The sequence below is a fragment of the Pseudomonas sp. GW821-FHT02A08 genome (assembly GCF_059422045.1).
This window is the reverse complement of record NZ_JBWKWD010000055.1, coordinates 1-25,089: the sequence shown is the minus strand read 5'-3', so window position 1 is coordinate 25,089 and position 25,089 is coordinate 1. Positions and strand designations below refer to the sequence as shown.

Sequence of the window (25,089 nt, the reverse complement as noted above, 5' to 3'; positions counted from 1 at the left end):
ACTTCCTTTCGGCTTCGATGAACTGAAGCAACCTGCTGCCGAAAACTGCGTAACTCGTTGTTTACCAAGGAGTTTTCAGTTTCGACTGCGCCGGAAGTGGGGCGAATTATAGGCCTCCAGAATCTGCCGTCAAGCACTGATTCGGGTTTCTATCGATATGTGCAAAAACACTGCTTATATATAGACGCGCCTGCGGGGAATGCGCAGTATATTGCCCAACACAAATAGAAACGCCCTTGACGCCTATATTTCGGACGATGCCACGTAATGAATGACCAGTCTCGCAGCCTAGCCTCTACCCTGTTCTCGGTTGGGCTGCTGCTCATAGCCATGGCGTCGATCCAGTCCGGAGCCTCCCTGGCCAAAAGCATGTTCGCCGTTGTCGGCCCTCAGGGGACGACAACATTACGACTGATTTTTGCCAGCGTGATCATGATGCTGATACTGCGTCCATGGCGGGCAAAACTCACCGCCAGATCCCTGCGCACTGTCATCGTCTACGGGATGGCGCTGGGCGGCATGAACTTCCTCTTCTATATGTCGTTGCAAACCGTCCCGCTGGGCATCGCGGTGGCGCTTGAATTCACCGGCCCACTGGCGGTGGCGATCTACGCTTCGCGTCGTGCGATCGACTTTTTGTGGATCGCCCTGGCAGCCGTCGGCTTGCTGTTACTGATACCGACGGGGGAAGCGACCGCCGGCATCGATCTGGTAGGTGCCGGTTATGCCTTGGGTGCAGGGGTCTGCTGGGCACTGTACATTTTGTTCGGTCAAAAAGCCGGGGCCGACAATGGCGTGCAAACCGCCGCACTGGGGGTAATGATCGCGGCGCTGTTCGTAGCCCCCATCGGTATTGTCCATGCCGGTTCCGCTTTGCTGAGCCCGTCATTGATCCCTGTGGCCCTGGGTGTCGCCATCCTGTCCACTGCCCTCCCCTACACCCTGGAGATGGTCGCGCTGACCCGCATGCCGGCCAGAACCTTCGGCACCCTGATGAGTATCGAGCCAGCCTTTGGCGCGCTATCCGGCTTGCTGTTCCTTCATGAATACCTCTCGCTGTCACAATGGATGGCAATCATGTGCATTATTCTGGCATCCGTCGGTGCCACCATGACCATGAGTTCTGCCACCAGGCCAGCAGTAGCGGCTGATTGAAAGCAGATATGACACGGCTCTGGTATTTGCCGCTCAATTAGGCCATGTTTAGCCCCGCAATCCAGAGTCATGCCACGGACAATTTCAGATAGGGATATCAGTACGCGTCTAGCGAAAGCGAATGCAGCCAGACCCGGGCACAAGATCCGGGGACGCTATAAGGACAGTAATGAAACGATTTTTGATACTGGTCGCCGTACTTGCAATTGCAGGCTGCGCAGCGACCTCGGAAACACAGATCAAGCACGGCAAGAAAGGGCTACACATCAACTGTTCCGGACTGTCTTCATCCTGGGACAAGTGCTACGCCAGCGCCGCCAATTCCTGCGCCCCCAAGGGATACAAGGTCATCGCCAAATCGGGAGATGCCGTGGAAGAGCCCGGCGATTACCCGTTTGGCCTCAATCCTGCGGGTTATACCAGCCGCAGCATGATTGTCATCTGCAAATAGGCACGGCCGTCGCGTCAGGTTCTCGGACTTGCGATCTGACGGCCAATTTCCTCGTAGCTGGACTTCAGTACTGTACGCTGGATATCCGGGCTAGCCAGCATGCGCGCCACGACCAGCGCGCCAATACATTGCGACAGAATCGCCCACGCCAGGCTGTCGCTTTGCAGTACACCCGCCCAACGTTCCTGAAGCCGACAAATCCAGTGCTCTGCCTGTTGACGGACAGTCAGGTCGGAACGGGCAATTTCCGCCCCCAATGCCGGCAATGCACATCCGGTTTCCGGATTCTCGACGTGAGACATACTCAGGTACTGCTTCAAGCAGCGCTCAAGCTTGTCACGGTCCTGCCCCTCCCCCAGTCGCGTCAGGCTTTGTCCCAACTCACGTTCGACAATGCTTGCGAACAACTCGTCTTTCGACGAAAAGTGGCTATAGAAGGCGCCGCCACTCAAGCCAATCGCTTTCATCAGGCCGTCCACGCCCACCGTTGAAAATCCGGACTTCTTGGCCGATACCGCACTGCTTTCCAGCAGCCTTTGCCTGGTTTCCAGCTTGTGACTGGCCGAATAACGCATTGTCCTCCCCCCTGGATTGCTCGCCTTGACGTCTGTCGAATCATAGCATAACGTTCGTTTAGTTAACGATCGTTTACCAAAGGGGATCTACCCATGAATAACAAGAAGGTCGTACTGGTCGTCGGTGCAGGTGATTCCACGGGCGGCGCCATTGCCAAGCGTTTTGCCAAGGAGGGTTTTGTCGCCTGCGTCACCCGCCGCAGTGCGGACAAGCTCCAGCCACTGGTGGATGCCATCAAGTCCGATGGTGGCGAGGCCCACGGTTTCGCCTGCGATGCCCGCAAGGAAGACGATGTGGTAGCACTGGTCGAGCAGATCGAAAGCGAAATCGGCCCCATCGAGGCATTTGTCTTCAACATCGGCGCCAATGTGCCGTGCAGCATTCTCGAAGAAACCGCCCGCAAGTATTTCAAGATCTGGGAAATGGCCTGTTTTTCCGGTTTTCTCAATGCCCGTGAGGTGGCCATACGCATGGCCAAGCGCCAGCGAGGCACGATCCTGTTCACCGGTGCCACTGCAGGCCTGCGCGGCGCTGCCGGGTTCGCCGCATTTGCCGGAGCCAAGCACGGCATTCGAGCGCTGGCGCAAAGCATGGCCCGAGAGCTCGGCCCCATGAATATTCACGTTGCCCATGTCGTCGTCGACGGCGCCATCGATACCGACTTCATCCGCGACAGCTTCCCCGAGAAATACGCGACCAAGGATCAGGATGGCATCCTCGATCCCGAGCATATCGCCGAAAACTACTGGTACCTGCACAACCAGCCCCGTGATGCCTGGACTTTCGAGCTGGACCTTCGCCCCTGGAGCGAGCGCTGGTAACTCCCCACACATAACAACAAGACGAGCGCCTTGAACATGAGCAAAACCGTGGAGTTCTACTTCGACCTCGGCAGCCCCGCCACCTATCTGGCCTATACCCAGCTACCGAAAATCTGTGCACAGACCGATACCCGGCTGGTCTACATTCCGCTCTTGTTGGGCGGGGTATTCAAAGCCACCGGAAACGCCTCTCCGGTTACTGTCCCGGCAAAGGGCCGCTACATGTTTGATGATCTGGACCGCTACGCCAGACGCTACGGCGTGCCTCTGAAATTCAATCCGCACTTCCCGATCAACACCTTGATGCTGATGCGTGCCGTAACAGGCATGCAGTTGCGCCACCCTGAACGCTTTAGCACGTTCATCGATTGCCTGTTCAAGGCCATTTGGGTCGACGGTCGGAATCTCGATGAACCGGCAACTGTCGCGGCAGTGCTGAGCGAAAACGCTTTCGACCCGCAAGAGGTGCTGGCCCTGACCGCTGATGCAGAAGTCAAAGCCGTGCTCAAGGACAACACCGAAAAAGCTGTGCAGCGAGGGGTGTTCGGAGCGCCGAGCATGTTTGTCGGCAACCAGTTGTACTTCGGCCAGGATCGACTGGACTTCGTGCTCGAAGCCTTGAGTTGAATCTCGACCACTAACCGCCCCTTTGCCGCTCCCGACAAGAGCAGTACATGGGCGGCTTCTGCGGTCTGCAATGTGAACGAGTGCGGGTCAAGCAACGGCATGCGCTTACCCGCCTCAATCAATCGCGCCGCCACGGCGATAGATAAATGCCGTATCTGCGGCGAATCGTCGCCAATCCGCCACGGTCAAAGCGTTTGTCGACTATATGGCTCAGGCGCTGGATAACGCGCCTGAGCTACACAGGAACAAATAACTACACCCGATCAAATAGCCGCAGTGCGGCTATTCAGCCACTCCAGCGCAGCACCCTCGACCAACGGACTCAGGCGCTCGCGCACTTCGGCGTGGTAGGCGTTGAACCACTGTTTTTCCTCCTCCGACAGCAGCGAGGTTTCCAGGCAGCGCGTATCGATCGGGCACAGGGTCAGGGTTTCGAACTTGAGGAACTCGCCGAATTCGCTTTTGCCTGCCTCACGGTTCATCGCCAGGTTTTCGATCCGCACACCCCAACGACCCGGACGATAGGTGCCCGGCTCGATGGACGTGATCATGCCGGGTTGCATCGCGGTTTGCGGTGCAGGCGCGGCCTGATAAGCGATGACTTGCGGACCTTCGTGGACGTTCAGGAAGTAACCGACGCCATGACCGGTGCCGTGACCGTAGTCGACACTTTCCGCCCAGATGGGCGCACGGGCGATGGCATCGAGCAGTGGCGACAGAATGCCCTTCGGGAACTGCGCGCGGGACAAGGCAATCACGCCCTTGAGCACGCGGGTGCAATCGCGTTTTTGCTCATCGGTCGGTGTGCCCACCGCAACCATCCGCGTGATGTCGGTGGTGCCGCCCAGGTACTGGCCGCCGGAGTCGATCAGCAACAGACCATCCCCTTCGATCACCGCGTGTTCTTCTTCGGTGGCATGGTAGTGCGGCATCGCGCCATTGGCGTTGAACGCGGCGATGGTATTGAAGCTCAGCGACACATAATCCGGACGGCGCTCCCGTGCGGCGGTGAGTTTTTCGTCGATGGTCAGTTCGGTGATGCGCTCGCGCCCCAGTGCCGAGTCCAGCCAGGCGAAGAATTCGCACAGTGCTGCGCCGTCCTGCTCCATGGCCTGACGAATGTGTTCGGCATCGGCCAGGCTTTTTTGCGATTTGGCCAGGGTAGTCGGGTTCAGGCCTTCGATCAGCTTCACCCCGCTGTTCAGGTTGTCCAGCAACCCTGCCGTGACCCGCGCCGGGTCGACTTGCAGGCTCGCGCCGCTCGGCACGGCGCGCAGTGCGGCGGCGACCTCGCTGTAATCGCGCAAGGTCACGCCGTCCTGTTCGAGAATGGCGCGCAACTGCGTGCTGACTTTGCTCAAGGCGACAAACAGCGTGGCCTGTTGCTGATTGATCAAGGCGAAAGAAACAAACACCGGGTTGAACGACACGTCGCCGCCACGCAGGTTGAACAGCCAGGCGATGTCATCGAGGGTGGCGATGAAATGCCAGTCGGCGCCACGCGCCTGAAGGGTTTCACGCAGTTTGGCGAGTTTCTCGCCACGGCTGACGGTCGCCTGTGGCGGCAAATGCTGATAGATCGGTTCGTTCGGCAGGCCTGGGCGGTCGCTCCAGACGCCGCTCAACAGGTCGATGTCGGTGCGCAGCCGAGCGCCACGCTCTTCAAGTTTGCTGCCCAGGGTCCGTGCCGAAGCCACGGCCATGACCGCGCCATCGACCGCGACAACGCCACCCTCCGGGGTTTGCTCGGCCAGCCACTCCAGTGGCCCGGGTTGACCCGGTTGCAGCTTGACCAGGTCAATGCCGCTGCCTTTGAGTTCCTTGGTCGCCTGCTCCCAATAACGGCTGTCGGCCCAGACGCCGGCAAAGTCCGGGGTCACGATCAGGGTGCCGACCGAACCATGGAAACCCGACAACCACTGGCGCCCCTGCCAGTAGCCCGGCAGGTATTCGGACAGGTGCGGGTCGGCCGACGGCACCAACAGGGCGTGAATGCCCTCCCGGCTCATCAGTTCGCGGGTTTGCGCCAGGCGCTGGGGCACCGATCCATTGATCGAAAGCTGCGTATTCATCGTGTCTCCTGCTAACCACGTCATCATTATTGTTGAGTGCCGATCAATGTCGGCGCTTCGTTGCCCTATTGCCAGAATGCCGGAGCACTGGTGCAGGCTGCCTTGATCAGTTGAACCGCCTGGTCGATGTCCTGCTCGGAGGTGAAACGCCCGAGGCTCAAGCGGATGGTGCGACTGGCCGACCGGGCATCATGCCCCAGGGCCAGCAGCACATGGGATGGGGTATTGCTCGCGGAATTGCAGGCCGAGGTCGCGGAAAACGCGATCGAGGCCAGCAACGCCGCCGGGTTGAACTCGCCTTCGCTGAAGGTCAGGCTCAGGGTATGGGGAATGCGCCGGGTCGGGCTGCCATTGAGACGCATGCCGGGAATACTCTGCAATTGCTCGAGCAAGCGTTCACGCAAACGCGCGATGGTTGCTTTCTCTTCATCGAACGCAGCCGCCGCCAGTGCAAAGGCCGCGCCCATGGCCACGATCTGATGGGTCGCCAGGGTGCCGGAACGCAAACCGCCCTCATGCCCGCCGCCATGGATCTGTGCCTGCAAACGCTGTTGCGCGCGCGGGCCGACGTACAACGCGCCGATGCCTTTGGGGCCATAGAGCTTGTGCGCGGAAAACGACATCAGGTCCACCGGCCACTGCCCGAGATCGATCGCCACTTTGCCCGCGCCCTGTGCGGCGTCGACATGGAACAACGCCCCGTGTTCACGCACGACCTGACCGATGGCGGGAATGTCGTTGAGGGTGCCCAGTTCGTTGTTGACCAGCATCAGCGACACCAGGAAGGTGTCCTCGCGCATCGCTTCGCTGACCGCTTGAGCGGTGATCAGGCCCTCGGCGTCCGGCACCAGACAGGTCACCGCGACACCGGCATCCTGCAGTTGCCTGGCGGTATCGAGAATGGCCTTGTGTTCGATCTGGCTGGTGATGATATGGCCGCCGCCAGTGCCGCGGGCCTGGGTCACGCCTTTGAGCGCGAGGTTGTTGGATTCGGTGGCGCCGGAGGTCCAGACGATCTGCCCGGGCGTCGCGCCGACCAGTTCGGCGACCTGGCGTCGCGCCTGTTCGACCGATTGCCGGGCCTGCTGGCCGAAGACGTGGGAGCTGGAGGCCGGGTTGCCGAAATTGCCGGTAAAGCCCAGACACTCGACCATCACCTTGATGACCCGCTCATCCACCGGCGTGGTGGCGGCGTAATCGAAATACAACGGACGTTTATTCATAAAAGACTCGCAGAGCGTGTTCCGGGATCAGGAAGCTCGTGACTGCAAACGGCAAAGCGCAGCCTTGTGAGCTGCGCGCTGTTTTCAGAACGTTACCAATACCTGATCGGATGCCGTTAAAGAAGAATTACTTCATTTAAAAGTGCGTAGGAACGCTCCTGAAAAGTCAGCTTAACAGGCATCGGGCAACCGGTTGAAGCAATGCATCAGCTAAAGCTTTCGAGCAACAGCGGATACAGCGAACCCACGAGCAGCGCGGCCATGCCCCAATTGAACAGGCGCAGCCAGCGGCGATCCTTCAGAACATTGCGCAACAGCGTGCCGCAAGCGGCCCAGACACCGACACTCGGCAGGTTGATGATCGCAAAGACGGCGGCGATCACGATCACATTAGTGAAGTACCCCTGCATCGGCGTGTAGGTGCTGATGGCGCCAATGGCCATGATCCAGGCCTTGGGATTGACCCACTGGAACGCGGCGGCGCCCAGATAGCTGATCGGTTTCGCCTCACTCTGCTGATTCTCCGACATGGGCCCGGAATGGGCGATTTTCCACGCCAGATACAGCAAATACGCCGCCCCCGCATAACGCAGCACGGTGTAGAGCAAAGGGTAAGTCTGGAACACTGCGCCAAGCCCGAAACCGACCGCCACCACCAGTACGAAAAAGCCACAAGTGATACCGAGCATGTGTGGAATCGTGCGGTTGAAGCCGAAGTTCACCCCGGATGCCAGCAACATGGTGTTGTTCGGGCCGGGCGTGATAGACGTGACGAGGGCAAACAGGGCGAAGCCCAGCAGCAGGTCGAGTGAGAGCGTCATGGGTGGCAGTCCGTCAGGGTCGGTCAGGTGTTGACCCTATCGCACCCCTTGGGCGAAACCCATGGACAGTTACGCGAAACTTGGAGCGGTACAGTTTCGCCTCAGCTTGGACGACCGTGAAGCTGTACAGATCGCCCGGCGTTCATTTCACCCTGGTTGTCGAAATTGAACGACTTTTGCGGCTGGCCGAGCAGTTCGGCTTTTTTCGCGTGGTATTCGTCGAAGGACAGACCGCGGCGGTTCAGCGCTTCCAATGCCAGCTCCTTGCTTTCTTCAGCCGTGTAAGGCCGAAGTTCAGGGGAAACATGGCTGGCACATCCGGCGAGTACGGAGACGGCGAGCATCAGTAAAGTGGCAATCATCGGTTTCATTTTGGCGTCCTGGCGACTGGTTCGAGGCAATGAACACAGGCTACCCGCGCCTCCCGGGCAGCAGAAATCAACGCTTTCAATAGTGGCTATCAAGAAATGGCAATCATTGTCCCTATCAGTGCTCGCCCACCAGACTGCAATGCAGTGCGTTGTCGTGGCTGCGCTCCAGGCTGTGCAGCACCTGGAACGATCCGAAGGTCACTGCCTTCACCTGATGGACGCGTATCAACTGCCAGAAATCCTGTTCGCCGTTTTCAAAGGCCTGGAACGCGGCCTCCCCTGCTCCGCGGGTTTGCCATTGCAGATAGTTGAGTACGCGCCGGCCGTCGTCACTGGCCTGGATGCTGGCACTGAGAAAGCCGCGGTGGTGTCGGGCCAGATGTTCGGTCTGTGCCGACAAGGCCAACACCAGCGCGGGTTGTTGATGCGGCTCGATCTGGAACTCGATCAGTTGGGTAAAGCTGCGATTCTTTGCTGAGGCCTGCATGAAATGTCCCCACTCACAGGTAAGGCGAATCTTGCGATCCGAAGGCGTGCAGGGTAAAACCTCTAGTTAACTAGAGGTCAAGAGGCAATTTTTAAATGATCACCCCGGAAAACCTGCATAAGGAACTCACCGTCGGCCAGGTCGCGGCACGTAGCGGTGTGGCGGTCACGGCGCTGCATTTCTATGAGTCCAAAGGGCTGATCAAGAGCAACCGCAATCAGGGCAACCAGCGCCGCTATCCCAGGGAAGTGCTGCGGCGGGTGGCCTTGATCAAGGTTGCCCAGCGCCTGGGGATTCCTTTGGTGGAGATCGGCGAAGCGCTCAAGTCGCTACCCGACAACCGGGCGCCAACGGCGGCGGACTGGAAAATCCTGTCGGCGCAATGGAGCCGGGATCTGGATGAGCGCATCAACCAACTGACCCTGCTGCGCGATCGGCTCAACGGCTGCATCGGTTGTGGTTGCCTGTCGATGGAGGCTTGTCCACTGCGCAACGCAGGCGATGTGCTGGGAGAGCGCGGGCCCGGAGCGCACTGGTTGGAGCCGGCTTGATGGCACTTATATGGCGCTGCTGCTCGTCGGGCACTCGGTGAGGCGAAAGTGGCTGGCCTATATTTATTCGGTCGTACAACGGCACAGGTACTTTCTATTCACAAAACAACAACAGGGAGATCCATCATGAGCGTCAAACCCATTCCAGAGGGGTATCACAGCGTCACCCCCTATCTGGGCATCAACAAAGCAGCCCAAGCCATCGATTTCTACAAAAAAGCCTTCGGCGCCACTGAAGTCATGCGCCTGGCCATGCCTGATGGCAGTGTCGGTCACGCCGAACTGCGCATTGGCGATTGCCCGATCATGCTGGGCTCACCGTGCGATCAAGGACCGCTGAGTAATCCGGACAATTCGTCGTCCGTGGGTCTGCATTTGTACGTGACGGATGTCGACAAGTCCTACAAACAAGCCATCGATGCCGGCGCAACCGTTGTATCGGAGGTCAAGGATCAGTTTTACGGCGACCGTACGGGCACCTTGAAGGATCCCTTCGGGCACGTGTGGTTCCTGGCCACGCGCAAGGAAGACCTGACCCAGGAACAGATTGAACAACGGGCGAAGGAGATGTTTGCCCAGGGTTGAAATCTTCGCGAGCAGGCTCGCTCGGACTCTGTGGGAGCGGGCTTGCTCGCGAAGGCGGTGTGTCGGCAACATTGACTTTGAATGTGCCGTCCCCTTCGCGAGCAAGCCCGCTCCCACCGTTTGATCTTCAGTGAATGTAAATCCTGCGGCCGGCCGTGCGCGGATTGCTCTGCCTCTCCGCCCCCTCGCGAAACATTTTCTTTCATTTCCCCTTTCGGGATTTCCCCTGCTCATCCGTCCTACCTAGATGCAGTCCGTTCGCGCAGGCAAAAGCCACGACTGGACCTTCATGGCGCTCATCCCTGCGAAGCCCGCAGCCGAGCGGCCACTCATCCAGGCAAGACCTCCAACATGTCAAAGAAGTCCCGTTCAAAAATCTGGTTCCTGGTCCATAGCTGGCTGGCGCTGCCGATCTGGTTTTTCGTGCTGATCGTCTGTGTGACCGGCACCCTGGCCGTCATCAGCCAGGAAATCGTCTGGCTGGCCAACCCGCCAATGCGTGCCACCCAGCCCTCGGACGATGTTCCGCTGCTCAGCTATCAGCAGGTCATCGAGGCCATCAACAAGGCCGAACCGCAGACCGTGGTGCAGAGCATCAGCCGCCCCGACGAGTCGCACTTCGCCCTGGATGTCGAAGTCAGCTACCCCGACGGGCGCTCGGTGGTGATTTATGTCAATCCGTACAGCGGCGTGATCCAGGGTGTCGCGCCGCAATTCAACTTCCGCGCCTTCACCCGCGCCCTGCACGCTTGGTGGCTGGTGCCTTTTACCAATGGCTATAGCTGGGGCTGGTACCTGGTGTCGTTTCTCGGCCTGCCGTTGCTGGCTTCGCTGGTCACGGGACTGGTGGTCTACAAACGCTTCTGGAAAGGCTTTTTCCGACCGACCCTGCGCATTCGCCACGGCGCGCGGATTTTCTGGGGCGACTTTCATCGCTTGAGCGGCATCTGGTCGATCTGGTTCATCGCGGTGATTTCCATTACCGGCACCTGGTTCCTGATCCAGGCAGTGCTGTCCGATAACCAGATTTCCATTTCCACGGAAAAGATCATCCCGGCGATGTCCCGCGAAGCGGTGCCGCTGTCAGCCGATGGCTCGCCCCCGCCGCGTATCGACCTTGATCGCGCGGTTGAAATCGCCACACAGAAAATCTCCGGGCTGGAGGCCAGTTTCGTCAGCCTGCCGGGTAATGCCTACAGCCACCTGGATGTCGGCGGACGCGGTTGGTATCCGTTGATGTTCCAGACCGCCACGATCAACCCGTACAACGGCGAAATCGCCGCCTCGCGCCTGATCTCGGACCGCTCGGCCCTGGAGTTCGTCACCGAGTCCATGCGCCCGCTGCACACCGGCGATTTTGGCGGACTGTGGATCAAGCTGATCTGGGCGTTCTTCGGCCTGCTGCTGAGCATGATGGTGCTCAGCGGCCTGCTGATCTGGACCAAGCGCACGGCGCTGGCCACGGCCAATGCCTTCAAACGCAGCAACAAAAAACAGCGCGACACCAGGGCGCAACCGGCCAGGAACAACGAAGTGTCGGAGGTCGACCTGTGAGCAAAGACATTGCAGCCCCGCGACCTTCGCGCCTGATTGTGTTCTGGCACCAATGGCGCTTTCACCTGAACGTCCTGTTGCTGCTGATTCCACTTGGTTTCATGCCCAAGTACTTCGCCGACGAGGCATTGATGCGTGGCGACAGTGGCCTTGGCGAACGAGATGTCGGCGAAGTCCGGGTCGGCCCCTGGAGCCTGCGCCTGGCGGAATTGCGCAATTCAGCGCCAATGCTCGAAGGCCCCGCCGGCTACATGAAGGGTTTCAACGCCGCTCTGTGCGAAGCCTGTATCGGCCAGGTCAAGGCCACTTACCTGCGCATCGGCAAGCCCCGCAGCCTGCGCGCCGCCGGGGTGATTTTCTTCGGCGCCCCGTACCGCATGGGCGCTTCGCTGCCCGTCCCGGAAAGGACCACGGCCGACGCCGAACTGTGGATCACCATGGAAGGCTGGGACGGCGCCATGCATCAGGCATCCATTCCTTTGAGCCAGGCCTCCCCCGCCACCATCGCCTGGTTGAACAAACAAGGAGGCAAACCATGATCAACCCCCTTCGCCCGCTCAGCGTCGTGTTGCTGGTGCTCTGCGCCGGCTTCAGCGCCAGCACCCTGGCCCACAACCCGATGTGCGAGTGCAAGGCCATCGACGCGCAGCAGATCAAGTGCACCGGTGGGTTTTCCGACGGCAGCGGCGCTCCGGGCGTGACCCTCGATGTGATCGGCTACGACGAAACCATCCTGGTGCCGGGCAAGCTCGGGCCTGATTCGACCCTGACCTTCAAGAAGCCCGGCGCCGAGTTCTACGTGCTGTTCGACGCAGGTCCCGGTCACGTCGTGGAAATCGACCAAGCGGATATCGAGGCACCATGAGCACACCAACGACCCAAGTCGTGCGCCCGGCCGGTGCCGGTCACGAAACCCTCTACGTTCTGCTGCTGTGCCTGATGATCTTGGCGGTGGCCGGCTCGGCGGTGCTCTGGCGTGGTGAATCCCATGAGGTGAGCAGCGTCAGCAGCCATCAACTGGATGCGCGCCGTGACCTCAGTGCATCCGAGCAAGGTATCTACGCCGATCTGCGAGTGACGCTGGACGAGATCCATTTGCTGCGCCAGGAGCAGCAAACGCTGCCGACACCCGAGGCGCTGGCCGAAGAAGGGTTTGCGCCGTTTGCCCGGGACGCCAGCTCCGTCAGCCGGGGTGGCCATGACTGGCAATTGCTCGACGCCAGGGCCTATTTCGGCCAGAGCCAGGCGCCGACGGTTGCCGGTTCGTTCCTGATGCGCCTGGCCACCGCCAATGATGCACCGGACATCTGGCTCAACCGCGCCAGCAAGCTCACGCCCCCTGCCGACCTCAGCGATGCCGCGCTCGAAAACGCTGGCTGGCAGCAGGTCGTCGCGCAATTCGATGCCGGCGTGACCCGCCAGCACCGGCACTGAACCCTCGCCTTTTTCCGAGAGAAGACCGCTTTCCCATGCCCAACTCATCTCACCGTTGTTTTTTACGCCTGCTGCTGGTCAGCTTGCTCGCCTGCCTGTTGCCATCACTGGCCAGCGCCGACGAAGCCAAGCGCCTGCGCATCGGCATCACCCTGCATCCCTACTACAGCTATGTGGCGAACATCGTCGGCGACAAGGCCGAGGTGGTGCCGCTGATTCCGGCCGGTTTCAATCCACATGCCTACGAGCCCCGCGCCGAAGACATCAAGCGCATCAGCGGGCTGGACGTGATCGTGCTCAACGGTGTCGGCCACGACGACTTCGCCGACCGCATGATCGCCGCCAGCGAAACCCCGAACGTGCCGGTGATCGAAGCCAACGAGAATGTGCCGCTGCTCGCCGCCACCGGCGTGGCCGCCCGCGGCACCGGCAAAGTGGTGAATCCGCACACCTTCCTGTCGATCAGTGCTTCCATCGCTCAGCTCAACAACATCGCCCGGGAGCTGGGCAAGCTCGACCCGGCCAATGCCAGGACCTATACCGAAAACGCCCGCGCCTACGGCAAGCGTCTGCGCAAAATGCGCGCCGACGCCCTGGCCAAACTGACCCAGGCACCGAACGCCGAACTGCGGGTGGCCACGGTGCACGCGGCCTACGACTACCTGTTGCGCGAATTCGGCCTGGAAGTGACGGCCGTGGTCGAACCGGCCCACGGTATCGAGCCAAGCCCGAGTCAGCTGAAAAAAACCATCGATCAACTGCGTGAGCTGGACGTAAAGGTAATCTTCTCGGAGATGGACTTTCCTTCCACTTACGTCGACACCATCCAGCGCGAATCCGGGGTGAAGCTGTATCCGCTGTCGCACATTTCCTACGGCGAATACGCCGCCGACAAGTACGAAAAGGAAATGACCGGCAACCTCGACACCGTGGTGCGGGCGATTCAGGAGTCGGGGGCATGACTGCCAAGGAGATCATCAGTGCACAAAACCCCGTTCCAAGTGACTCCGAATCCATTGTGGGAGCGGCGGTGCGACGATTCGACTTGCTCGCGAAGGCGCCCAGTCAGCCAACATCATCGTTGAATGACACACCGCATTCGCGAGCAAGTCGAATCGTCGCACCGCCGCTCCCACAGGTTTTGGGCCCGACTCTGGATTTCGCCGACGTCAGCCTGACACTGGGCCGCACGACGATCCTCGACAAGGTGACCTTTCAAGTCCGCCCCGGCAGCGTGCATGCACTGGTCGGCCCCAACGGCGGCGGCAAGAGTTCGCTGATCAAGACTCTGCTCGGGCAGATGCCGCACCAGGGCCGCTTGGGCCTGCAATGGCCAACCGAGCCGGGGAACATCGGCTATGTGCCACAGGCGCTGGAGTTCGACCGGGGCTTGCCGATGACCGTCGACGATTTCATGGCTGCCATGTGCCAGCGTCGCCCGGCCTTTCTTGGCTTGAGCAAACACTACGCGGCGGCGATTGGCGAGGCGCTGGAGCGGGTCGGCATGCAGGACAAACGCAAGCGCCGCATGGGCGCGCTGTCCGGCGGCGAACGGCAACGGGTGTTGCTGGCCCAGGGGCTGATTCCGCCTCCACAATTGCTGGTGCTCGACGAACCCATGTCGGCCCTTGATGAGGCCGGCATCCGGGTGTTCGAACGCTTGCTCAGCGACTGGCGAGCGGCGGGCATCACCGTACTGTGGATCGAGCACGACCTGGAAGCGGTCGGGCGCCTGGCCGATCACGTCACAGGGCTCAATCGCCGGGTGCTGTTCGACGCCACGCCGCAACAGGCGCTGACACCGGAGCGTTTGTTGACGCTGTTCTCGACCCACCCACGGAGCCTTGCCTGATGAGTTACGAAGCTTTTCGCCTGATGGTCCAGGGCTGGGCGTCGTCAGGTTATCTGCCCGAGGCGCTGGCCTATGGGTTCGTGGTCAACGCGTTGATCGCCGGACTGCTGATCGGCCCGGTGCTGGGCGGCCTTGGCACGCTGGTGGTGGTCAAGCGCTTCGCGTTTTTCTCCGAAGCAGTCGGTCATGCCGCGCTGACCGGCGTGGCCATCGGCATCCTGCTCGGCGAACCCTACACCGGGCCTTACGGCAGCCTGTTCGGCTACTGCCTGCTGTTCGGCATCCTGCTCAATTACCTGCGCAACCGCACCGGCCTGGCGCCGGACACCTTGATCGGTGTGTTTCTCTCGGTGTCGCTTGCCCTGGGCGCGAGCCTGCTGCTGATTCTGGCGGGCAAGATCAACGTGCACATTCTGGAAAACGTGCTGTTCGGCTCAGTACTGACAGTCAACGGCAATGACCTGCTGGTGCTGGCCATCGTCGGTTCGCTGGTGATGGCCCTGGCCTTGCCGCTGTACAACCGCATCATGCTAGCCAGTTTCAACCCGCAACTGGCGGCGGTGCGCGGGGTGGCGGTGAAGTCCCTGGATTATCTGTTCGTGATTCTGGTGACGCTGATCACCGTCGCCGCCGTAAAAGTCATCGGCGCGATTCTGGTCGGCGCCCTGCTGGTGATTCCGGCCGCCGCGGCACGCCTGCTCAGCCAATCGCTGAAGGGCTTTTTCTGGTGTTCGGTGCTGATCGCCACCGTCAGCACGCTGTGCGGGATTCTCGCGCCGATTGTCTTCGACCTGCCAATCCCGTCCGGTGCCGCGATCATCCTCGTGGCCGGTATCGCCTTCGCCATGGCCGCCCTCGCGCGCGGCGTTGTCCCCAGCCTGAAAGGGAACCTTGGATAAATGACTTTTTCACTGCGTCAACTGACCCTCGCCGTCGCCCTGTTCGGGCTGGCGACAACGGCCATCGCCGCCGACAACGGCAAACCGCTGCGTGTGCTGGCCTCCTTGCCGATTACTTATGGGCTGGGTGAAGTGTTGCTCAAGGGCACCGATGTCAGCCTCGAACGTGCAGCCCCGGCCAATTTGCCCGGCAGCCGCCAGGCCGCCTACTTCACCGGCCGTGGTGCCCCGGCGCTGGCCAGGCTGGCGGACGGTGCCGATGCGGTGATCGGCCTGCGCTCACTGTGGCCGGATGACCCGCTGTACCCGATCTCCCGGCGCAGCAATATCCGCATCGTCGAAGTCGACGCCGCCCGCCCGGTGGACGGCGCCCTGCCCGGCATAGCAGTGCAACCCGACAACAAGGTCGACGGGCTGAACAGCCAGCCGTGGTTCTCCAGCAATAACATGGGGCGCATGGCCGATGTGATGGCGGCGGACCTGGTACGCCTGGCCCCCGAGGCCAAGCCGAAAATCGACGCTAACCTGGCCGCGTTGAAACAGCGCTTGCTCAAGCTCAGTGCCACCAGCGAAGCGCGGCTGGCCAACGCGGACAACCTGAGCGTGATGAGTCTCAGCGATCACTTCGGCTACCTGATCGGCGGTCTCAATCTGGAGTTGATCGGCCAGGACGCACGCGCCGATGCCGAGTGGACACCGGAGGCGCTCACGCAATTGGCCACGACGCTCAAGGACAATGACGTCGCGCTAGTGCTGCATCACAGGCAACCGTCGGATGCGCTGAAAGCGCTGATTGCCGGGTCGGGTAGCCGGTTGGTGGTGCTGAGTACCGATGCCGAGGATCCGGTGGCGGAGCTGGAGGGGAATGTGGATCTGGTCATCGACGGGCTTAGTGGCGTGTAACCTCAGTTGGGCCGCATTATCGTTCTTCGCGAGCAAGCCCGCTCCCACAGGGCACCGCATTCCAAATGTGGGAGCGGGCTTGCCCGCGAAAGCGGCCTGACAGACAACACAAATTCCAGGCCTGAAAAAGCCCGCTGACTGTCACCAGTCCAGCGGGCTTCTTTTTGCATGACGGATCAGTGCGCCACAGCCCCCTGCTCGTCCATTTTCTGCCGTAGGCTCAGCGGACGCATGTCGGTCCAGGTCTCTTCAATGTAGGCCAGGCATTCCTTTTTCAGCCCGCTTTTGCCCACAGTGCGCCAGCCTTGTGGCACGGCTTTGTAGTCGGGCCAGATCGAGTATTGCTCTTCGTGATTGACCACGACCTGAAAGAGGATGTCCTCGCGGTCGAATACTGACGTCATGGTGTCTCTCCATCGTTATCGGGCGGGCTGTGCTGTGTGCGCAGCCGTTATGTAGAAAGAACGTTCCGCAGGGCGGAAAATTTAAAGACTGACGGTGGCGGCGGCCAGGGCCCGGCCGAAGATTTCGGCCACGCGATCGATTTGCGCAGTAGTAATCACCAGCGGCGGCAGGAAGCGCACCACCGCGCCATGGCGGCCACCGAGTTCCAGGATCAAGCCACGCTTGAGGCATTCGCGCTGCACCAGGGGTGCCAGGCGGGCGAAGGCCGGCGGATGACCCTGGGCATCCAGCGCGCCCGTCGGGTCGACCAGTTCGACGCCGAGCATCAAGCCACGCCCACGAATGTCACCCAGTTGCGGGAAGTCCCGCTGCAGGATGCGCAGGTGCCCGGCCAGGCGCTCGCCCATCGCGGCGGCATGCTCGCAGACCTTGTGTTCGACCAGATAACGCATCACCGCGGAACCGGCGGCCATGGCCATCTGATTGCCACGGAACGTCCCGGCATGGGCGCCCGGCAGCCAGGTGTCGAGCCAGTCGCGATAGACCACCACCGCCAACGGCAGGCTGCCACCGATGGCCTTGGACATCACCACGACATCGGGAATGATCCCGGCGTGCTCGAAGGCGAACATCTTGCCGGTGCGGGCGAAACCGCTCTGGATTTCATCGACGATCAGCGCGACGCCAGCCGCTTCGGTGATCCGCCTCACACCGCGCAACCAGTCCAGGTCCGCCGGGATCACCCCGCCCTCACCCTGCACCACTTCCACAATCACCGCCGCCGGCAATTGCACGCCAGCCTCGGGATCGTTGAGCAGGTTTTCCAGATAACTCAGATTGGTCTTGACCCCTTGCGCGCCGCCGAGCCCGAACGGACAGCGATAATCGTAAGGGTACGGCATGAACTGCACGCCGCTGCCGAGCAAAGCGCCCAGGGGCTTTTTCGGCCCCAGGCTGCCCATCAGGCTCAACGCGCCTTGGCTCATGCCGTGATACCCCCCCTGAAACGAGATCACGGTGCTGCGGCCGGTGGCGGTACGCACCAGTTTCAGTGCGGCTTCCACGGCGTCGGTGCCCGTGGGACCACAGAACTGGATCTTCGCTTCAGCGGCCAAGGCAGGTGGCAGCAAGCCGAACAGGTCCTGGACGAACCGGTCCTTGACCGGTGTGGTCAGGTCCAGGGTGTGCAGCGGCAATTCATCGATCAGCACTTGTTGGATGGCTTCGATCACCACCGGGTGGTTGTGCCCCAGGGCCAGGGTCCCGGCACCGGCCAGGCAGTCGATGAACGTGCGGCCTTCGACGTCTTCGACGTATATGCCCTTGGCGCGCTTGAGCGCCAGGGGAATGCGTCGCGGATAGCTGCGGGCATTGGATTCCTGCCGGCTCTGACGGGCCAGCAGCGGCGATTCGTTGAATTGATAAAGCGTCTCGGCGGGCGTCGCCGGTTGCTCTTCGATCAGGCTGGTAGCGACTGACATCTCTCGACCCCTCAATACGGTTTTCCTGTTCTGGAAACGCATCAGCGGGGTGAGGATTTAGACTTTCAATCCGCTTTCTTGGCGGTCACCGCAATACCCTGTGGGAGCGGGCTTGCCCGCGAAGGCGGTGTAACAGTCAACAATGATGTTGAATGTAATGGCCTCTTCGCGAGCAAGCCCGCTCCCACAGGGGATGGTGGTGTTTTTCAGGCCGGTTGCAACGGCATCGTCAGCTCGACCCGCAAGCCGTCCGGCCGGCTATCGAAATGCAGCGTGCAACCGCAACGCTGAACGATGGCCTGGACAATCGCCAGCCCCAGACCACAACCGGTGCTCTGGCCATTGCGCCAGAAGCGCTGGGTCAGGTGCTGCAGATCTTCTTCGGCAATCCCCGGCCCATGGTCGCGCACCACGAATTGCACACGGTTGCCGGTGGTTTCCAGGCTCAACTCCACCGATTTGTCGGCGGGGGTATGGCGCAGTGCGTTGTCGAGCAAGTTGCGCAGCGCGGCAATCGACAGCACGGCGGGCATTTGTACCGGCGCGGCGGAAACCTTGCCCGGGGCCTGAAACCTGATGCGTTGGCGATCGCCGCTCGCCGCGTCCTGGATCGCCAGTTTCGCCACTTGCTCGGCATTGCATTGCACTCCGTCGTCAAACGACAGACTGCCCTCGACGCGCGCCAGCAACAGCAATTGTTCGAGGGTCCGGTGCATGCGGTCGGCGCCCTCTTCGGCCCGGGCCAGGGACTGATCCCGGGCGCTGCCGTCGGTCATGCGCGCCACTTGCAGATGGGTCTTGATCGCGGTCAGCGGGCTGCGCAGTTCGTGGGCCGCGTCCCCGGTCAGGCGTCGTTCGCGCTCGATGGTTTTGCCGATACGCTGGAGCAACTGGTTCTGGGTTTCCAGCAAGGGTTGCAGCTCGCTGGGCAGCGGCTGGATCTGCAAGGGCTCGAGGGAGTCGGCGCTGCGGCGCATCAAGGCATCGCGCATGCGGTTGAGCGGCGCCAGCCCCTGGCCGATGCCCAGCCAGAGCAAACACAGGCAACCGAGCAGCGCCACGCCCACCGGCACCGAAGCGGCCAGCAGGATCGACATGTTCAACGCCTCGCGCTCGATCTGCCGGTCGGCGGTGGTGATACGCAGATCGCCCCGGGCCAATGTGAAACTGCGCCACGGCGCGCCGTCGATCATCTGATCGTGAAAACCGAGTTTCTCGGCCTCCAGGGTCTGCTGCGGATCGGTGTGGCTGCGGGCAAGGATTTCACCGCGCAACGAACTGACCTGACAGGCCATGCCACCTGGAATGTTCAGCTGTTCGGCACTGAAGTGGGTGCCCTCGCCCTTGCTCGGTACGGGCGGCAGTTGCTCCATCAAGCCGGCGACCATGCGCGCCGACGCCACCAGGCGCTGGTCGAGGGAAAACATCATTTGATTGCGCAAATCGCTGAGCATCCAGGCCGCGGCCAGGGCCCAGATCAAAGCAAAGGCGGCGCCGAGCGTCAGGCTCAGGCGCAAACGCAGACTCATCACTTCGATTCTTCTCCGCCATCAGCCGGCCCCAGGCGATAACCCAGGCCGCGCACGGTCTCGACAATACCGTTGCCGAGCTTGCGCCGCAGGTGATGGATATGGACGTTGAGGGCGTTGCTTTCCAGTTCGTCGTTGAAACCGTAGACGCTGTCCTTGAGTTGCTCGGTAGACAACACGCGGCCACGGTTATGCAGCAAGGCTTGCAGCAATGACTGCTCACGACGCGACAGGTCCACCGGCTGCCCCGCGAGCGTGGTTTCGCGGCTGCTCGGGTCGTAAGTCAGGGCACCATGCTCGATCAGATTGACGCTACGCCCCGCCACCCGCCGCAACAGCGTGTGCAAGCGTGCGGCGAGTTCGCGCAAGTCGAACGGCTTGAGCAGATAGTCGTCGGCGCCGGCTTGCAGACCATCGACGCGGTCAGTGACCGAGTCACGGGCGGTGAGGATCAAGACCGGCAACTCCAGGCCTTGATGGCGCAACTGCTGCAGCAGCTTGAGGCCATCCTCGTCCGGCAACCCGAGGTCGAGCACCATCACGTCGAACTCCGCCACCTTGAGCATCGCCCGGGCAGCGGACGCCGTGGCGACGTGTTCCACGGTCAGGCCCTGAGCGGTCAGGCCGGCGACGATACCGCTGGCGATCAATTCATCGTCTTCGCAAACCAGTACGTGCATGGGGAGCCTCGTAGAAATAAAGCCTATTAAGCCGTTGACCGATTAAGTCGACATTATGCCGCAAGCGCCACCGTCACAAGGCCAGGGCGGTTAATCATCGGTTAATCGCCACGCGCCACTGTGCACCTCATTAGCACAGGGCAAAGGCTTATCCATGCGTCGTCTGTTTTTACTTTTTACCTTCCTGATCGCGGGCCTGGCCCAGGCGGGAACCAATCCGTTCGAATCCAAACCTGAATTCCTCCCGGTTGATAAAGCCTTCACGTTTACCTCTGAACGCCTGGAATCCGGTGAGACCCAGCTCTATTGGCAGATCACAGACGGCTATTACCTGTACCAGAAACGCTTGAAGTTCGACGGTTTGCCTGTCGAACAGCATCCAGCGTTGCCGGAGGGTGAAGCCCACAGCGACGAGTTTTTCGGTGAACAGCAAGTCTACCGTCAGGGCCTGGAACTGAAGATTCCGGCGGGTGCCGGCGGTCAGGTCAGGGTCAGTTACCAGGGCTGTGCCGATGCCGGTTTGTGTTATCCGCCACAAACCAGAGTCGTGGACCTGGGCAATACCAATGCGCTGAATGTGGTCACTGAAGCACCGGACCAGGCGCTGGCCAGCGGTCTGCAACAACGGGCGCTGGGCTGGAGCCTTTTGCTGTTCTTCGGCCTGGGCCTGTTGCTGGCCTTCACGCCTTGTTCATTGCCGATGCTGCCGATTCTCGCCGGGTTGATCGTCGGCAGTGGCGCTTCGCCCAAACGCGGTTTCGCCCTGGCCAGCAGCTACGTGGTCAGCATGGCGCTGGTGTATGCGGCGATGGGTGTGCTGGCCGCCTCCCTCGGGGCGAACCTGCAAGCCTGGTTGCAGAACCCCTGGCTGCTGGGCAGTTTCGCGGCGATTTTCGTGCTGCTGGCGCTGCCGATGTTCGGTTTCTTCGAACTGCAACTGCCGGTGGCCGTGCGTGATCGCCTGGAAAATGTCTCGCGCAATCAACGCGGCGGCAATCTGATCGGCGCCGGGGTGCTGGGGGCGCTGTCCGGTCTGCTGGTGGGCCCGTGCATGACCGCACCGCTGGCCGGCGCCCTGCTCTACATCGCGCAAAGCGGTAACGCGTTGCATGGCGGGCTGATTCTGTTCGCCATGGGTATCGGCATCGGTGTGCCGCTGCTGTTGCTGGTGACCGTCGGCAATCGCTTCATGCCCAAGCCCGGCGCCTGGATGAACCTGGTCAAAGGCATTTTCGGCTTCCTGTTCCTCGCCACCGCATTGTTGATGCTGCGCCCGGTGCTGGACGAATCCCTGTGGGTCGGCTTGTGCGGTGCGCTGCTGTTGATCGCGGCCTACAGCGCCTGGAAACAGTCGGAAGGATTTGGTCGTATCGCGCACCTGTTTGGCGCCAGCTCATTGCTGCTCGGTTTATGGGGTGGCCTGTTGGTGATCGGTGCGGCCGGTGGCGGCGATGATCCGTTCAAGCCATTGCAGGTCTACCGCGCCTCGAACCAGGCTGTGGCCGCCGTGCCGATTGGCCACGATGCCTTCACCACCATCAAGGATCCGCAGGCACTGCAACGGGAACTCGACGCCGCCCAGGCACAGGGCCAGTGGGTATTGCTGGACTACTACGCCGACTGGTGCGTGTCGTGCAAGGTCATGGAAAAACAGGTCTTCGGCAAAGCCCGTGTCCTCGAAGCCTTGAGCAATGTGCGCTTGCTCCGACTGGACGTCACCGCCGACAATGCCGCCAGCCGCGAACTGCTCGGCCGTTACAAAGTGCCAGGGCCACCGAGCCTGCTGTGGATTGGCGTGGACGGTGAAGAGCGACGCAGCCAGCGCATCACCGGCGAGGTCGATGCCGATACGTTCCTGCAACGCTGGACCACCACCCGAGACGCCCGTTAATGCTGACCTTCACCCTCGGCACCTTTGCCATCGCGCTTAATCACCTGCTGCTGATCAGTGCGCTGGCGCTGGCCACTTTTGTCGGCTGGCGGATTGCCAAGCGTGGTGGTGAAAACCCCGAGTCGGTGCTGTTCAGCCTGTTCCTGCTGGGCATGCTGGCGGCCAGAATCAGTTTCGTGGCCGCCTATTGGGTGCACTATCGCAACGATCCGTGGCAGGTCATCGACCTGCGCGATGGCGGTTTTCTCGCCTGGCCTGGGGTAGTTGTCGTATTGCTCGCCACGCTGTATCGCGGCTGGCGTCGACCGGGGCTGCGCCGTCCATTGGGCTTTGGCGTGGCCAGTGGCCTGGCCTTCTGGTTGTTGGCGACGTTCTCCCTGTCGATTTATGAACAAGGCACACGCCTGCCGGAAATCACCCTGCGCAACGCCGCCGGCGACACCGTGCAACTGGCCGACTACAAGGGCGGCCCGTTGGTGATCAATCTCTGGGCCACCTGGTGCCCGCCGTGCCGCCGGGAAATGCCGGTGCTGGAACACGCCCAGCAACAACGGCCGGACCTGACGTTCCTGTTCGTCAATCAGGCGGAAAGCATGCAAAGCGTCGCGACCTTTCTGGAAACCCAGGGCCTGAGCCTGTCCAACGTGTTGTTCGACGGCAGCGGGCGTCTGAGCCAGGCCGTCGGCTCCATGGCGTTGCCGACTACGCTGTTCTACAACCCCGAGGGTCGCCTGCTGGGCAGCCATCTGGGTGAATTGTCGGAAGCCAGCCTGGCCCGCGCGCTGGAAAACTTCGACACCGTACCCGCCACCTCTTCAAGGAAACTGCCATGCCCCGCCTCCGCCACCTGCTGACCCTGAGCCTCGGTGCTGCCCTGTTGCACCTGCCATCGGTGCAGGCCGAAGAGTTGCCCGATGCGATCAAGAAAATCGAGGCCAAGGGCGCGAAAATCGTCGGCCAGTTCGACGCCCCCGACGGCTTGCGCGGTTATGCCGCGCAATATCAGAACCGCGGCATGGCGCTGTACCTGACCCCGGATGGCAAACACGTGTTGCTGGGCAATCTGTATGACGCAGAGGGCAATGACCTGAGCAGCGCGCCATTGCAGAAACTGGTGTATGCCCCGATGGCCAAGGAAGTCTGGGCCAGGTTCGAAACCAGCAACTGGATCGGCGACGGCAAGAAGGATGCGCCGCGCGTGGTGTACCTGTTCAGTGATCCGAACTGCCCGTACTGCAACATGTTCTGGGAGCAAGCCCGGCCGTGGGTCACGGCTGGAAAGGTGCAGTTGCGCCACATCATGGTGGGCATCATCCGCGAGGACAGCCCGGGAAAATCCGCCGCATTGCTCGCAGCCAAAGACCCGGAAAAAGCCCTGCACGATCACGAAGGCGCTGGCAAAGACAGTTCGCTCAAGGCCTTGAAGGAAGTACCGCCGGCGATTCAGGCAAAGTTCGCGGCCAACATGCAATTGATGGAAGAGCTGGAGTTACAGGCGACGCCGGCGATTTTCTACATGGACGACAAGGGTAATCTGCAACAACAGCAAGGCGCGCCGTCGCCGGACAAACTGGCGAAAATTCTCGGGCCGAAGTAGTTTTACCTTCAGATTTGCGATGACAGTACTGACGCCTTCGCGGGCAAGCCCGCTCCCACAGGGAAAGGTGATTACCTGTGAGAGCGAGCTTGCTCGCGATGGCGTCGGTAGATTCAACTAAGCCCGGTCGGCCAAAAATGCGAACAAGGTTTCAGTCACAAACTCCGGATTCTCCAGATTGGAAATATGCCCCGCCTCCGGCACCAGCACCCAAGGGCAGCCAATCAGCTCAGCCATTTCTCGGGCTTCACTCGGTGGCCGTGGCTTGTCCTGATCGCCGCACATCACCAGTGTGGTCGCAGCGTCCAGTTCGCCCAGCCGCAATAACCGGTCATCGCGCCCAAACGTAATCCGCCCCATCGGCACGATGCTTTCACGCAGGCGATCAGCGGGTAGAGCCTCCAGGGAAGCACGAAAATCCCGGTAGAGCGCCGACTGCGGATCGATGCCCGGCCGGAAGAAAATCGGCACCACGACATCCAGCAGCGCTGGCGTGATAACCCCCCCCTCTTCGATCTGCTTCAACAGTGAAAAGTAATACTGGCGAGTCGGCTCCGGTTCGGCACCGACGTAGGTGTCCATCAGCACCAGCCCGTCGAGCCGGTGTGCGGCCGATAAAGCCAGGCGCACGCCCCACATGCCACCGACCGACAGACCGACCAGCGTGACCCGGTCGATGTCCAGATGGTCGAGCAAGGCCAATGCCTGGCGCGCAATGTCATCGAGTGACGTCGTACCGACAGGTATTGGCCCGGATTGGCCATGCCCCCACAGGTCCAGGACTATCACACGATACTGCTGCGAGAGCGCGGCAATCTGCGGCGCCCACATGGCCTGGTCCCACAGGTAACTGCCGGCCAGCAGCACCGCCGGGCCGGTGCCTTGATCGATGTAGTGAAGGGCTTGTCCGTCTATCCTTACGAAGGGCATCGACTGTCTCCGCGAGCAAAAAGGGAGCCGGAAGACTGAGCGGCTCACGGATCACAGTCAATCGCGAGAATGTATGCGTTTGTACCGCCGCCTTCGCGGGCAAGTCGAATCGTCGCACCGCCGCTCCCGCAGGGATTCAGGTGTTCATACATACACCTGCGAACCTGTGGGAGCGGCGGTGCGACGATTCGACT

At 61.2% G+C, this 25,089-nt stretch carries 28 protein-coding genes and 1 pseudogene; 18 read left to right on the top strand and 11 right to left on the bottom strand.

Annotated features, from left to right (window positions below; genetic code table 11):
- Nucleotides 1-267: 267 nt before the first annotated feature.
- Together rhtA and AC07W4_RS26310 are read left to right on the top strand one after the other, a co-directional pair.
- Nucleotides 268-1,155: a threonine/homoserine exporter RhtA gene (rhtA, locus tag AC07W4_RS26315; RefSeq protein WP_495034525.1), complete on the top strand. Its 888-nt coding sequence runs from the start codon at nt 268-270 to the stop codon at nt 1,153-1,155.
- Nucleotides 1,156-1,324: 169 nt separating this feature from the next.
- Nucleotides 1,325-1,606: a hypothetical protein gene (locus tag AC07W4_RS26310; RefSeq protein ID WP_008054256.1), complete on the top strand. Its 282-nt coding sequence runs from the start codon at nt 1,325-1,327 to the stop codon at nt 1,604-1,606.
- Between the two features lie 14 nt (nt 1,607-1,620).
- Here AC07W4_RS26310 and AC07W4_RS26305 read toward each other — a convergent pair whose 3' ends face one another.
- On the bottom strand, nt 1,621-2,181 hold the full coding sequence (locus tag AC07W4_RS26305; RefSeq protein ID WP_008054255.1) for a TetR/AcrR family transcriptional regulator: 561 nt from the start codon (nt 2,179-2,181) through the stop codon (nt 1,621-1,623).
- Nucleotides 2,182-2,274: 93 nt separating this feature from the next.
- Between AC07W4_RS26305 and AC07W4_RS26300 the strand changes: the two genes are divergently transcribed.
- The 3 genes and pseudogenes from AC07W4_RS26300 to AC07W4_RS26290 all read left to right on the top strand — a co-directional run.
- Nucleotides 2,275-3,003, top strand: coding sequence for an SDR family oxidoreductase (locus tag AC07W4_RS26300; protein WP_495034524.1), 729 nt, complete (start codon nt 2,275-2,277; stop codon nt 3,001-3,003).
- Nucleotides 3,004-3,039: 36 nt separating this feature from the next.
- Complete coding sequence (locus AC07W4_RS26295; RefSeq protein ID WP_495034523.1) at nt 3,040-3,630, top strand: 2-hydroxychromene-2-carboxylate isomerase; 591 nt, start codon at nt 3,040-3,042, stop codon at nt 3,628-3,630.
- Nucleotides 3,631-3,772: 142 nt separating this feature from the next.
- Nucleotides 3,773-3,883 (top strand): annotated as a pseudogene (locus AC07W4_RS26290) (LysR family transcriptional regulator); the annotation flags it as partial.
- A gap of 10 nt (nt 3,884-3,893) precedes the next feature.
- On the opposite strand, the gene AC07W4_RS26285 reads toward AC07W4_RS26290, so the two are convergent.
- The 5 genes from AC07W4_RS26285 to AC07W4_RS26265 form a co-directional block, all read right to left on the bottom strand.
- Nucleotides 3,894-5,702 (bottom strand): aminopeptidase P family protein, encoded by a 1,809-nt coding sequence (locus tag AC07W4_RS26285; protein WP_495034522.1) that lies wholly within the window; start codon nt 5,700-5,702, stop codon nt 3,894-3,896.
- Between the two features lie 65 nt (nt 5,703-5,767).
- Nucleotides 5,768-6,925, bottom strand: a complete 1,158-nt coding sequence (locus AC07W4_RS26280; RefSeq protein ID WP_495034521.1) for a cysteine desulfurase family protein — start codon at nt 6,923-6,925, stop codon at nt 5,768-5,770.
- A 206-nt stretch (nt 6,926-7,131) separates the two neighbouring features.
- Nucleotides 7,132-7,746: a LysE family translocator gene (locus tag AC07W4_RS26275; RefSeq protein ID WP_495034520.1), complete on the bottom strand. Its 615-nt coding sequence runs from the start codon at nt 7,744-7,746 to the stop codon at nt 7,132-7,134.
- A gap of 101 nt (nt 7,747-7,847) precedes the next feature.
- A complete protein-coding gene (locus AC07W4_RS26270) occupies nt 7,848-8,117 on the bottom strand; it encodes a hypothetical protein (protein ID WP_008054245.1) in 270 nt (89 codons plus the stop codon).
- Nucleotides 8,118-8,232: 115 nt separating this feature from the next.
- Complete coding sequence (locus AC07W4_RS26265) at nt 8,233-8,604, bottom strand: antibiotic biosynthesis monooxygenase (RefSeq protein WP_495034519.1); 372 nt, start codon at nt 8,602-8,604, stop codon at nt 8,233-8,235.
- A 95-nt stretch (nt 8,605-8,699) separates the two neighbouring features.
- Here AC07W4_RS26265 and soxR point away from each other — a divergent pair, with 95 nt between their 5' ends.
- From soxR to AC07W4_RS26215, 10 genes are all read left to right on the top strand, one after another.
- A complete protein-coding gene (gene soxR, locus AC07W4_RS26260) occupies nt 8,700-9,155 on the top strand; it encodes a redox-sensitive transcriptional activator SoxR (protein WP_495034518.1) in 456 nt (151 codons plus the stop codon).
- A 126-nt stretch (nt 9,156-9,281) separates the two neighbouring features.
- Nucleotides 9,282-9,740 (top strand): VOC family protein, encoded by a 459-nt coding sequence (locus AC07W4_RS26255; protein ID WP_495034517.1) that lies wholly within the window; start codon nt 9,282-9,284, stop codon nt 9,738-9,740.
- Nucleotides 9,741-10,091: 351 nt separating this feature from the next.
- Nucleotides 10,092-11,294 carry a PepSY-associated TM helix domain-containing protein gene (locus AC07W4_RS26250; protein WP_008054242.1) on the top strand — a complete coding sequence of 401 codons (1,203 nt, stop codon included), beginning with the start codon at nt 10,092-10,094 and terminating at the stop codon, nt 11,292-11,294.
- The gene (locus AC07W4_RS26245; protein WP_495034516.1) at nt 11,291-11,833 is read left to right on the top strand and encodes a PA2404 family protein; all 543 of its coding nucleotides are present in this window, start codon (nt 11,291-11,293) and stop codon (nt 11,831-11,833) included. Before AC07W4_RS26250 ends, AC07W4_RS26245 begins: the two co-directional genes overlap by 4 nt.
- Complete coding sequence (locus AC07W4_RS26240; protein ID WP_495034515.1) at nt 11,830-12,159, top strand: hypothetical protein; 330 nt, start codon at nt 11,830-11,832, stop codon at nt 12,157-12,159. Before AC07W4_RS26245 ends, AC07W4_RS26240 begins: the two co-directional genes overlap by 4 nt.
- Nucleotides 12,156-12,728 (top strand): DUF6162 family protein, encoded by a 573-nt coding sequence (locus AC07W4_RS26235; protein WP_495034514.1) that lies wholly within the window; start codon nt 12,156-12,158, stop codon nt 12,726-12,728. Before AC07W4_RS26240 ends, AC07W4_RS26235 begins: the two co-directional genes overlap by 4 nt.
- 35 nt (nt 12,729-12,763) lie before the next feature.
- Complete coding sequence (locus AC07W4_RS26230; protein ID WP_495034513.1) at nt 12,764-13,690, top strand: metal ABC transporter substrate-binding protein; 927 nt, start codon at nt 12,764-12,766, stop codon at nt 13,688-13,690.
- The gene (locus AC07W4_RS26225) at nt 13,687-14,580 is read left to right on the top strand and encodes a metal ABC transporter ATP-binding protein (RefSeq protein ID WP_495034512.1); all 894 of its coding nucleotides are present in this window, start codon (nt 13,687-13,689) and stop codon (nt 14,578-14,580) included. Before AC07W4_RS26230 ends, AC07W4_RS26225 begins: the two co-directional genes overlap by 4 nt.
- Nucleotides 14,580-15,479, top strand: coding sequence for a metal ABC transporter permease (locus AC07W4_RS26220; RefSeq protein ID WP_495034511.1), 900 nt, complete (start codon nt 14,580-14,582; stop codon nt 15,477-15,479). The genes AC07W4_RS26225 and AC07W4_RS26220 overlap by 1 nt, the downstream gene beginning before the upstream one ends.
- On the top strand, nt 15,480-16,382 hold the full coding sequence (locus tag AC07W4_RS26215; protein WP_495034510.1) for a metal ABC transporter substrate-binding protein: 903 nt from the start codon (nt 15,480-15,482) through the stop codon (nt 16,380-16,382). It begins immediately after the preceding gene.
- Between the two features lie 176 nt (nt 16,383-16,558).
- On the opposite strand, the gene AC07W4_RS26210 is transcribed toward AC07W4_RS26215, so the two are convergent.
- From AC07W4_RS26210 to AC07W4_RS26195, 4 genes are all read right to left on the bottom strand, one after another.
- Nucleotides 16,559-16,786: an MbtH family protein gene (locus AC07W4_RS26210; protein ID WP_008054233.1), complete on the bottom strand. Its 228-nt coding sequence runs from the start codon at nt 16,784-16,786 to the stop codon at nt 16,559-16,561.
- A gap of 81 nt (nt 16,787-16,867) precedes the next feature.
- On the bottom strand, nt 16,868-18,268 hold the full coding sequence (locus AC07W4_RS26205; protein ID WP_495034509.1) for an aspartate aminotransferase family protein: 1,401 nt from the start codon (nt 18,266-18,268) through the stop codon (nt 16,868-16,870).
- A 206-nt stretch (nt 18,269-18,474) separates the two neighbouring features.
- On the bottom strand, nt 18,475-19,800 hold the full coding sequence (locus tag AC07W4_RS26200; RefSeq protein WP_495034508.1) for an ATP-binding protein: 1,326 nt from the start codon (nt 19,798-19,800) through the stop codon (nt 18,475-18,477).
- Nucleotides 19,797-20,477 (bottom strand): response regulator, encoded by a 681-nt coding sequence (locus AC07W4_RS26195; RefSeq protein WP_008020398.1) that lies wholly within the window; start codon nt 20,475-20,477, stop codon nt 19,797-19,799. Before AC07W4_RS26195 ends, AC07W4_RS26200 begins: the two co-directional genes overlap by 4 nt.
- A 154-nt stretch (nt 20,478-20,631) precedes the next feature.
- Between AC07W4_RS26195 and dsbD the strand changes: the two genes are divergently transcribed.
- From dsbD to dsbG, 3 genes are read left to right on the top strand one after another with little or no spacing between them, the layout of a single operon-like run.
- Nucleotides 20,632-22,368, top strand: coding sequence for a protein-disulfide reductase DsbD (dsbD, locus tag AC07W4_RS26190; protein ID WP_495034507.1), 1,737 nt, complete (start codon nt 20,632-20,634; stop codon nt 22,366-22,368).
- Nucleotides 22,368-23,222: a TlpA family protein disulfide reductase gene (locus AC07W4_RS26185; RefSeq protein WP_495034506.1), complete on the top strand. Its 855-nt coding sequence runs from the start codon at nt 22,368-22,370 to the stop codon at nt 23,220-23,222. Before dsbD ends, AC07W4_RS26185 begins: the two co-directional genes overlap by 1 nt.
- The gene (dsbG, locus tag AC07W4_RS26180; RefSeq protein ID WP_495034505.1) at nt 23,198-23,965 is read left to right on the top strand and encodes a thiol:disulfide interchange protein DsbG; all 768 of its coding nucleotides are present in this window, start codon (nt 23,198-23,200) and stop codon (nt 23,963-23,965) included. Before AC07W4_RS26185 ends, dsbG begins: the two co-directional genes overlap by 25 nt.
- Before the next feature lie 117 nt (nt 23,966-24,082).
- Here the strand turns inward: dsbG and AC07W4_RS26175 are convergent, their stop codons facing one another.
- Nucleotides 24,083-24,895 (bottom strand): alpha/beta fold hydrolase, encoded by an 813-nt coding sequence (locus AC07W4_RS26175; RefSeq protein ID WP_495034504.1) that lies wholly within the window; start codon nt 24,893-24,895, stop codon nt 24,083-24,085.
- Nucleotides 24,896-25,089: the final 194 nt, after the last annotated feature.

Excerpts from the sequence above, each read along its gene's own strand:
- AC07W4_RS26275 (WP_495034520.1), bottom strand. The coding sequence starts at position 7,746 with ATGACGCTCTCACTCGACCTGCTGCTGGGCTTCGCCCTGTTTGCCCTC.
- AC07W4_RS26195 (WP_008020398.1), bottom strand. The coding sequence starts at position 20,477 with ATGCACGTACTGGTTTGCGAAGACGATGAATTGATCGCCAGCGGTATC.
- AC07W4_RS26210 (WP_008054233.1), bottom strand. The coding sequence starts at position 16,786 with ATGACGTCAGTATTCGACCGCGAGGACATCCTCTTTCAGGTCGTGGTC.
- AC07W4_RS26175 (WP_495034504.1), bottom strand. The coding sequence starts at position 24,895 with ATGCCCTTCGTAAGGATAGACGGACAAGCCCTTCACTACATCGATCAA.
- AC07W4_RS26215 (WP_495034510.1), top strand. The coding sequence starts at position 15,480 with ATGACTTTTTCACTGCGTCAACTGACCCTCGCCGTCGCCCTGTTCGGG.
- AC07W4_RS26295 (WP_495034523.1), top strand. The coding sequence starts at position 3,040 with ATGAGCAAAACCGTGGAGTTCTACTTCGACCTCGGCAGCCCCGCCACC.
- AC07W4_RS26225 (WP_495034512.1), top strand. The coding sequence starts at position 13,687 with ATGACTGCCAAGGAGATCATCAGTGCACAAAACCCCGTTCCAAGTGAC.
- AC07W4_RS26265 (WP_495034519.1), bottom strand. The coding sequence starts at position 8,604 with ATGCAGGCCTCAGCAAAGAATCGCAGCTTTACCCAACTGATCGAGTTC.
- dsbD (WP_495034507.1), top strand. The coding sequence starts at position 20,632 with ATGCGTCGTCTGTTTTTACTTTTTACCTTCCTGATCGCGGGCCTGGCC.
- AC07W4_RS26255 (WP_495034517.1), top strand. The coding sequence starts at position 9,282 with ATGAGCGTCAAACCCATTCCAGAGGGGTATCACAGCGTCACCCCCTAT.
- AC07W4_RS26305 (WP_008054255.1), bottom strand. The coding sequence starts at position 2,181 with ATGCGTTATTCGGCCAGTCACAAGCTGGAAACCAGGCAAAGGCTGCTG.
- soxR (WP_495034518.1), top strand. The coding sequence starts at position 8,700 with ATGATCACCCCGGAAAACCTGCATAAGGAACTCACCGTCGGCCAGGTC.
- AC07W4_RS26300 (WP_495034524.1), top strand. The coding sequence starts at position 2,275 with ATGAATAACAAGAAGGTCGTACTGGTCGTCGGTGCAGGTGATTCCACG.
- AC07W4_RS26310 (WP_008054256.1), top strand. The coding sequence starts at position 1,325 with ATGAAACGATTTTTGATACTGGTCGCCGTACTTGCAATTGCAGGCTGC.
- AC07W4_RS26270 (WP_008054245.1), bottom strand. The coding sequence starts at position 8,117 with ATGAAACCGATGATTGCCACTTTACTGATGCTCGCCGTCTCCGTACTC.
- AC07W4_RS26240 (WP_495034515.1), top strand. The coding sequence starts at position 11,830 with ATGATCAACCCCCTTCGCCCGCTCAGCGTCGTGTTGCTGGTGCTCTGC.
- dsbG (WP_495034505.1), top strand. The coding sequence starts at position 23,198 with ATGCCCCGCCTCCGCCACCTGCTGACCCTGAGCCTCGGTGCTGCCCTG.
- AC07W4_RS26280 (WP_495034521.1), bottom strand. The coding sequence starts at position 6,925 with ATGAATAAACGTCCGTTGTATTTCGATTACGCCGCCACCACGCCGGTG.
- AC07W4_RS26185 (WP_495034506.1), top strand. The coding sequence starts at position 22,368 with ATGCTGACCTTCACCCTCGGCACCTTTGCCATCGCGCTTAATCACCTG.
- AC07W4_RS26285 (WP_495034522.1), bottom strand. The coding sequence starts at position 5,702 with ATGAATACGCAGCTTTCGATCAATGGATCGGTGCCCCAGCGCCTGGCG.
- AC07W4_RS26230 (WP_495034513.1), top strand. The coding sequence starts at position 12,764 with ATGCCCAACTCATCTCACCGTTGTTTTTTACGCCTGCTGCTGGTCAGC.
- AC07W4_RS26220 (WP_495034511.1), top strand. The coding sequence starts at position 14,580 with ATGAGTTACGAAGCTTTTCGCCTGATGGTCCAGGGCTGGGCGTCGTCA.
- AC07W4_RS26205 (WP_495034509.1), bottom strand. The coding sequence starts at position 18,268 with ATGTCAGTCGCTACCAGCCTGATCGAAGAGCAACCGGCGACGCCCGCC.
- AC07W4_RS26250 (WP_008054242.1), top strand. The coding sequence starts at position 10,092 with ATGTCAAAGAAGTCCCGTTCAAAAATCTGGTTCCTGGTCCATAGCTGG.
- AC07W4_RS26235 (WP_495034514.1), top strand. The coding sequence starts at position 12,156 with ATGAGCACACCAACGACCCAAGTCGTGCGCCCGGCCGGTGCCGGTCAC.
- rhtA (WP_495034525.1), top strand. The coding sequence starts at position 268 with ATGAATGACCAGTCTCGCAGCCTAGCCTCTACCCTGTTCTCGGTTGGG.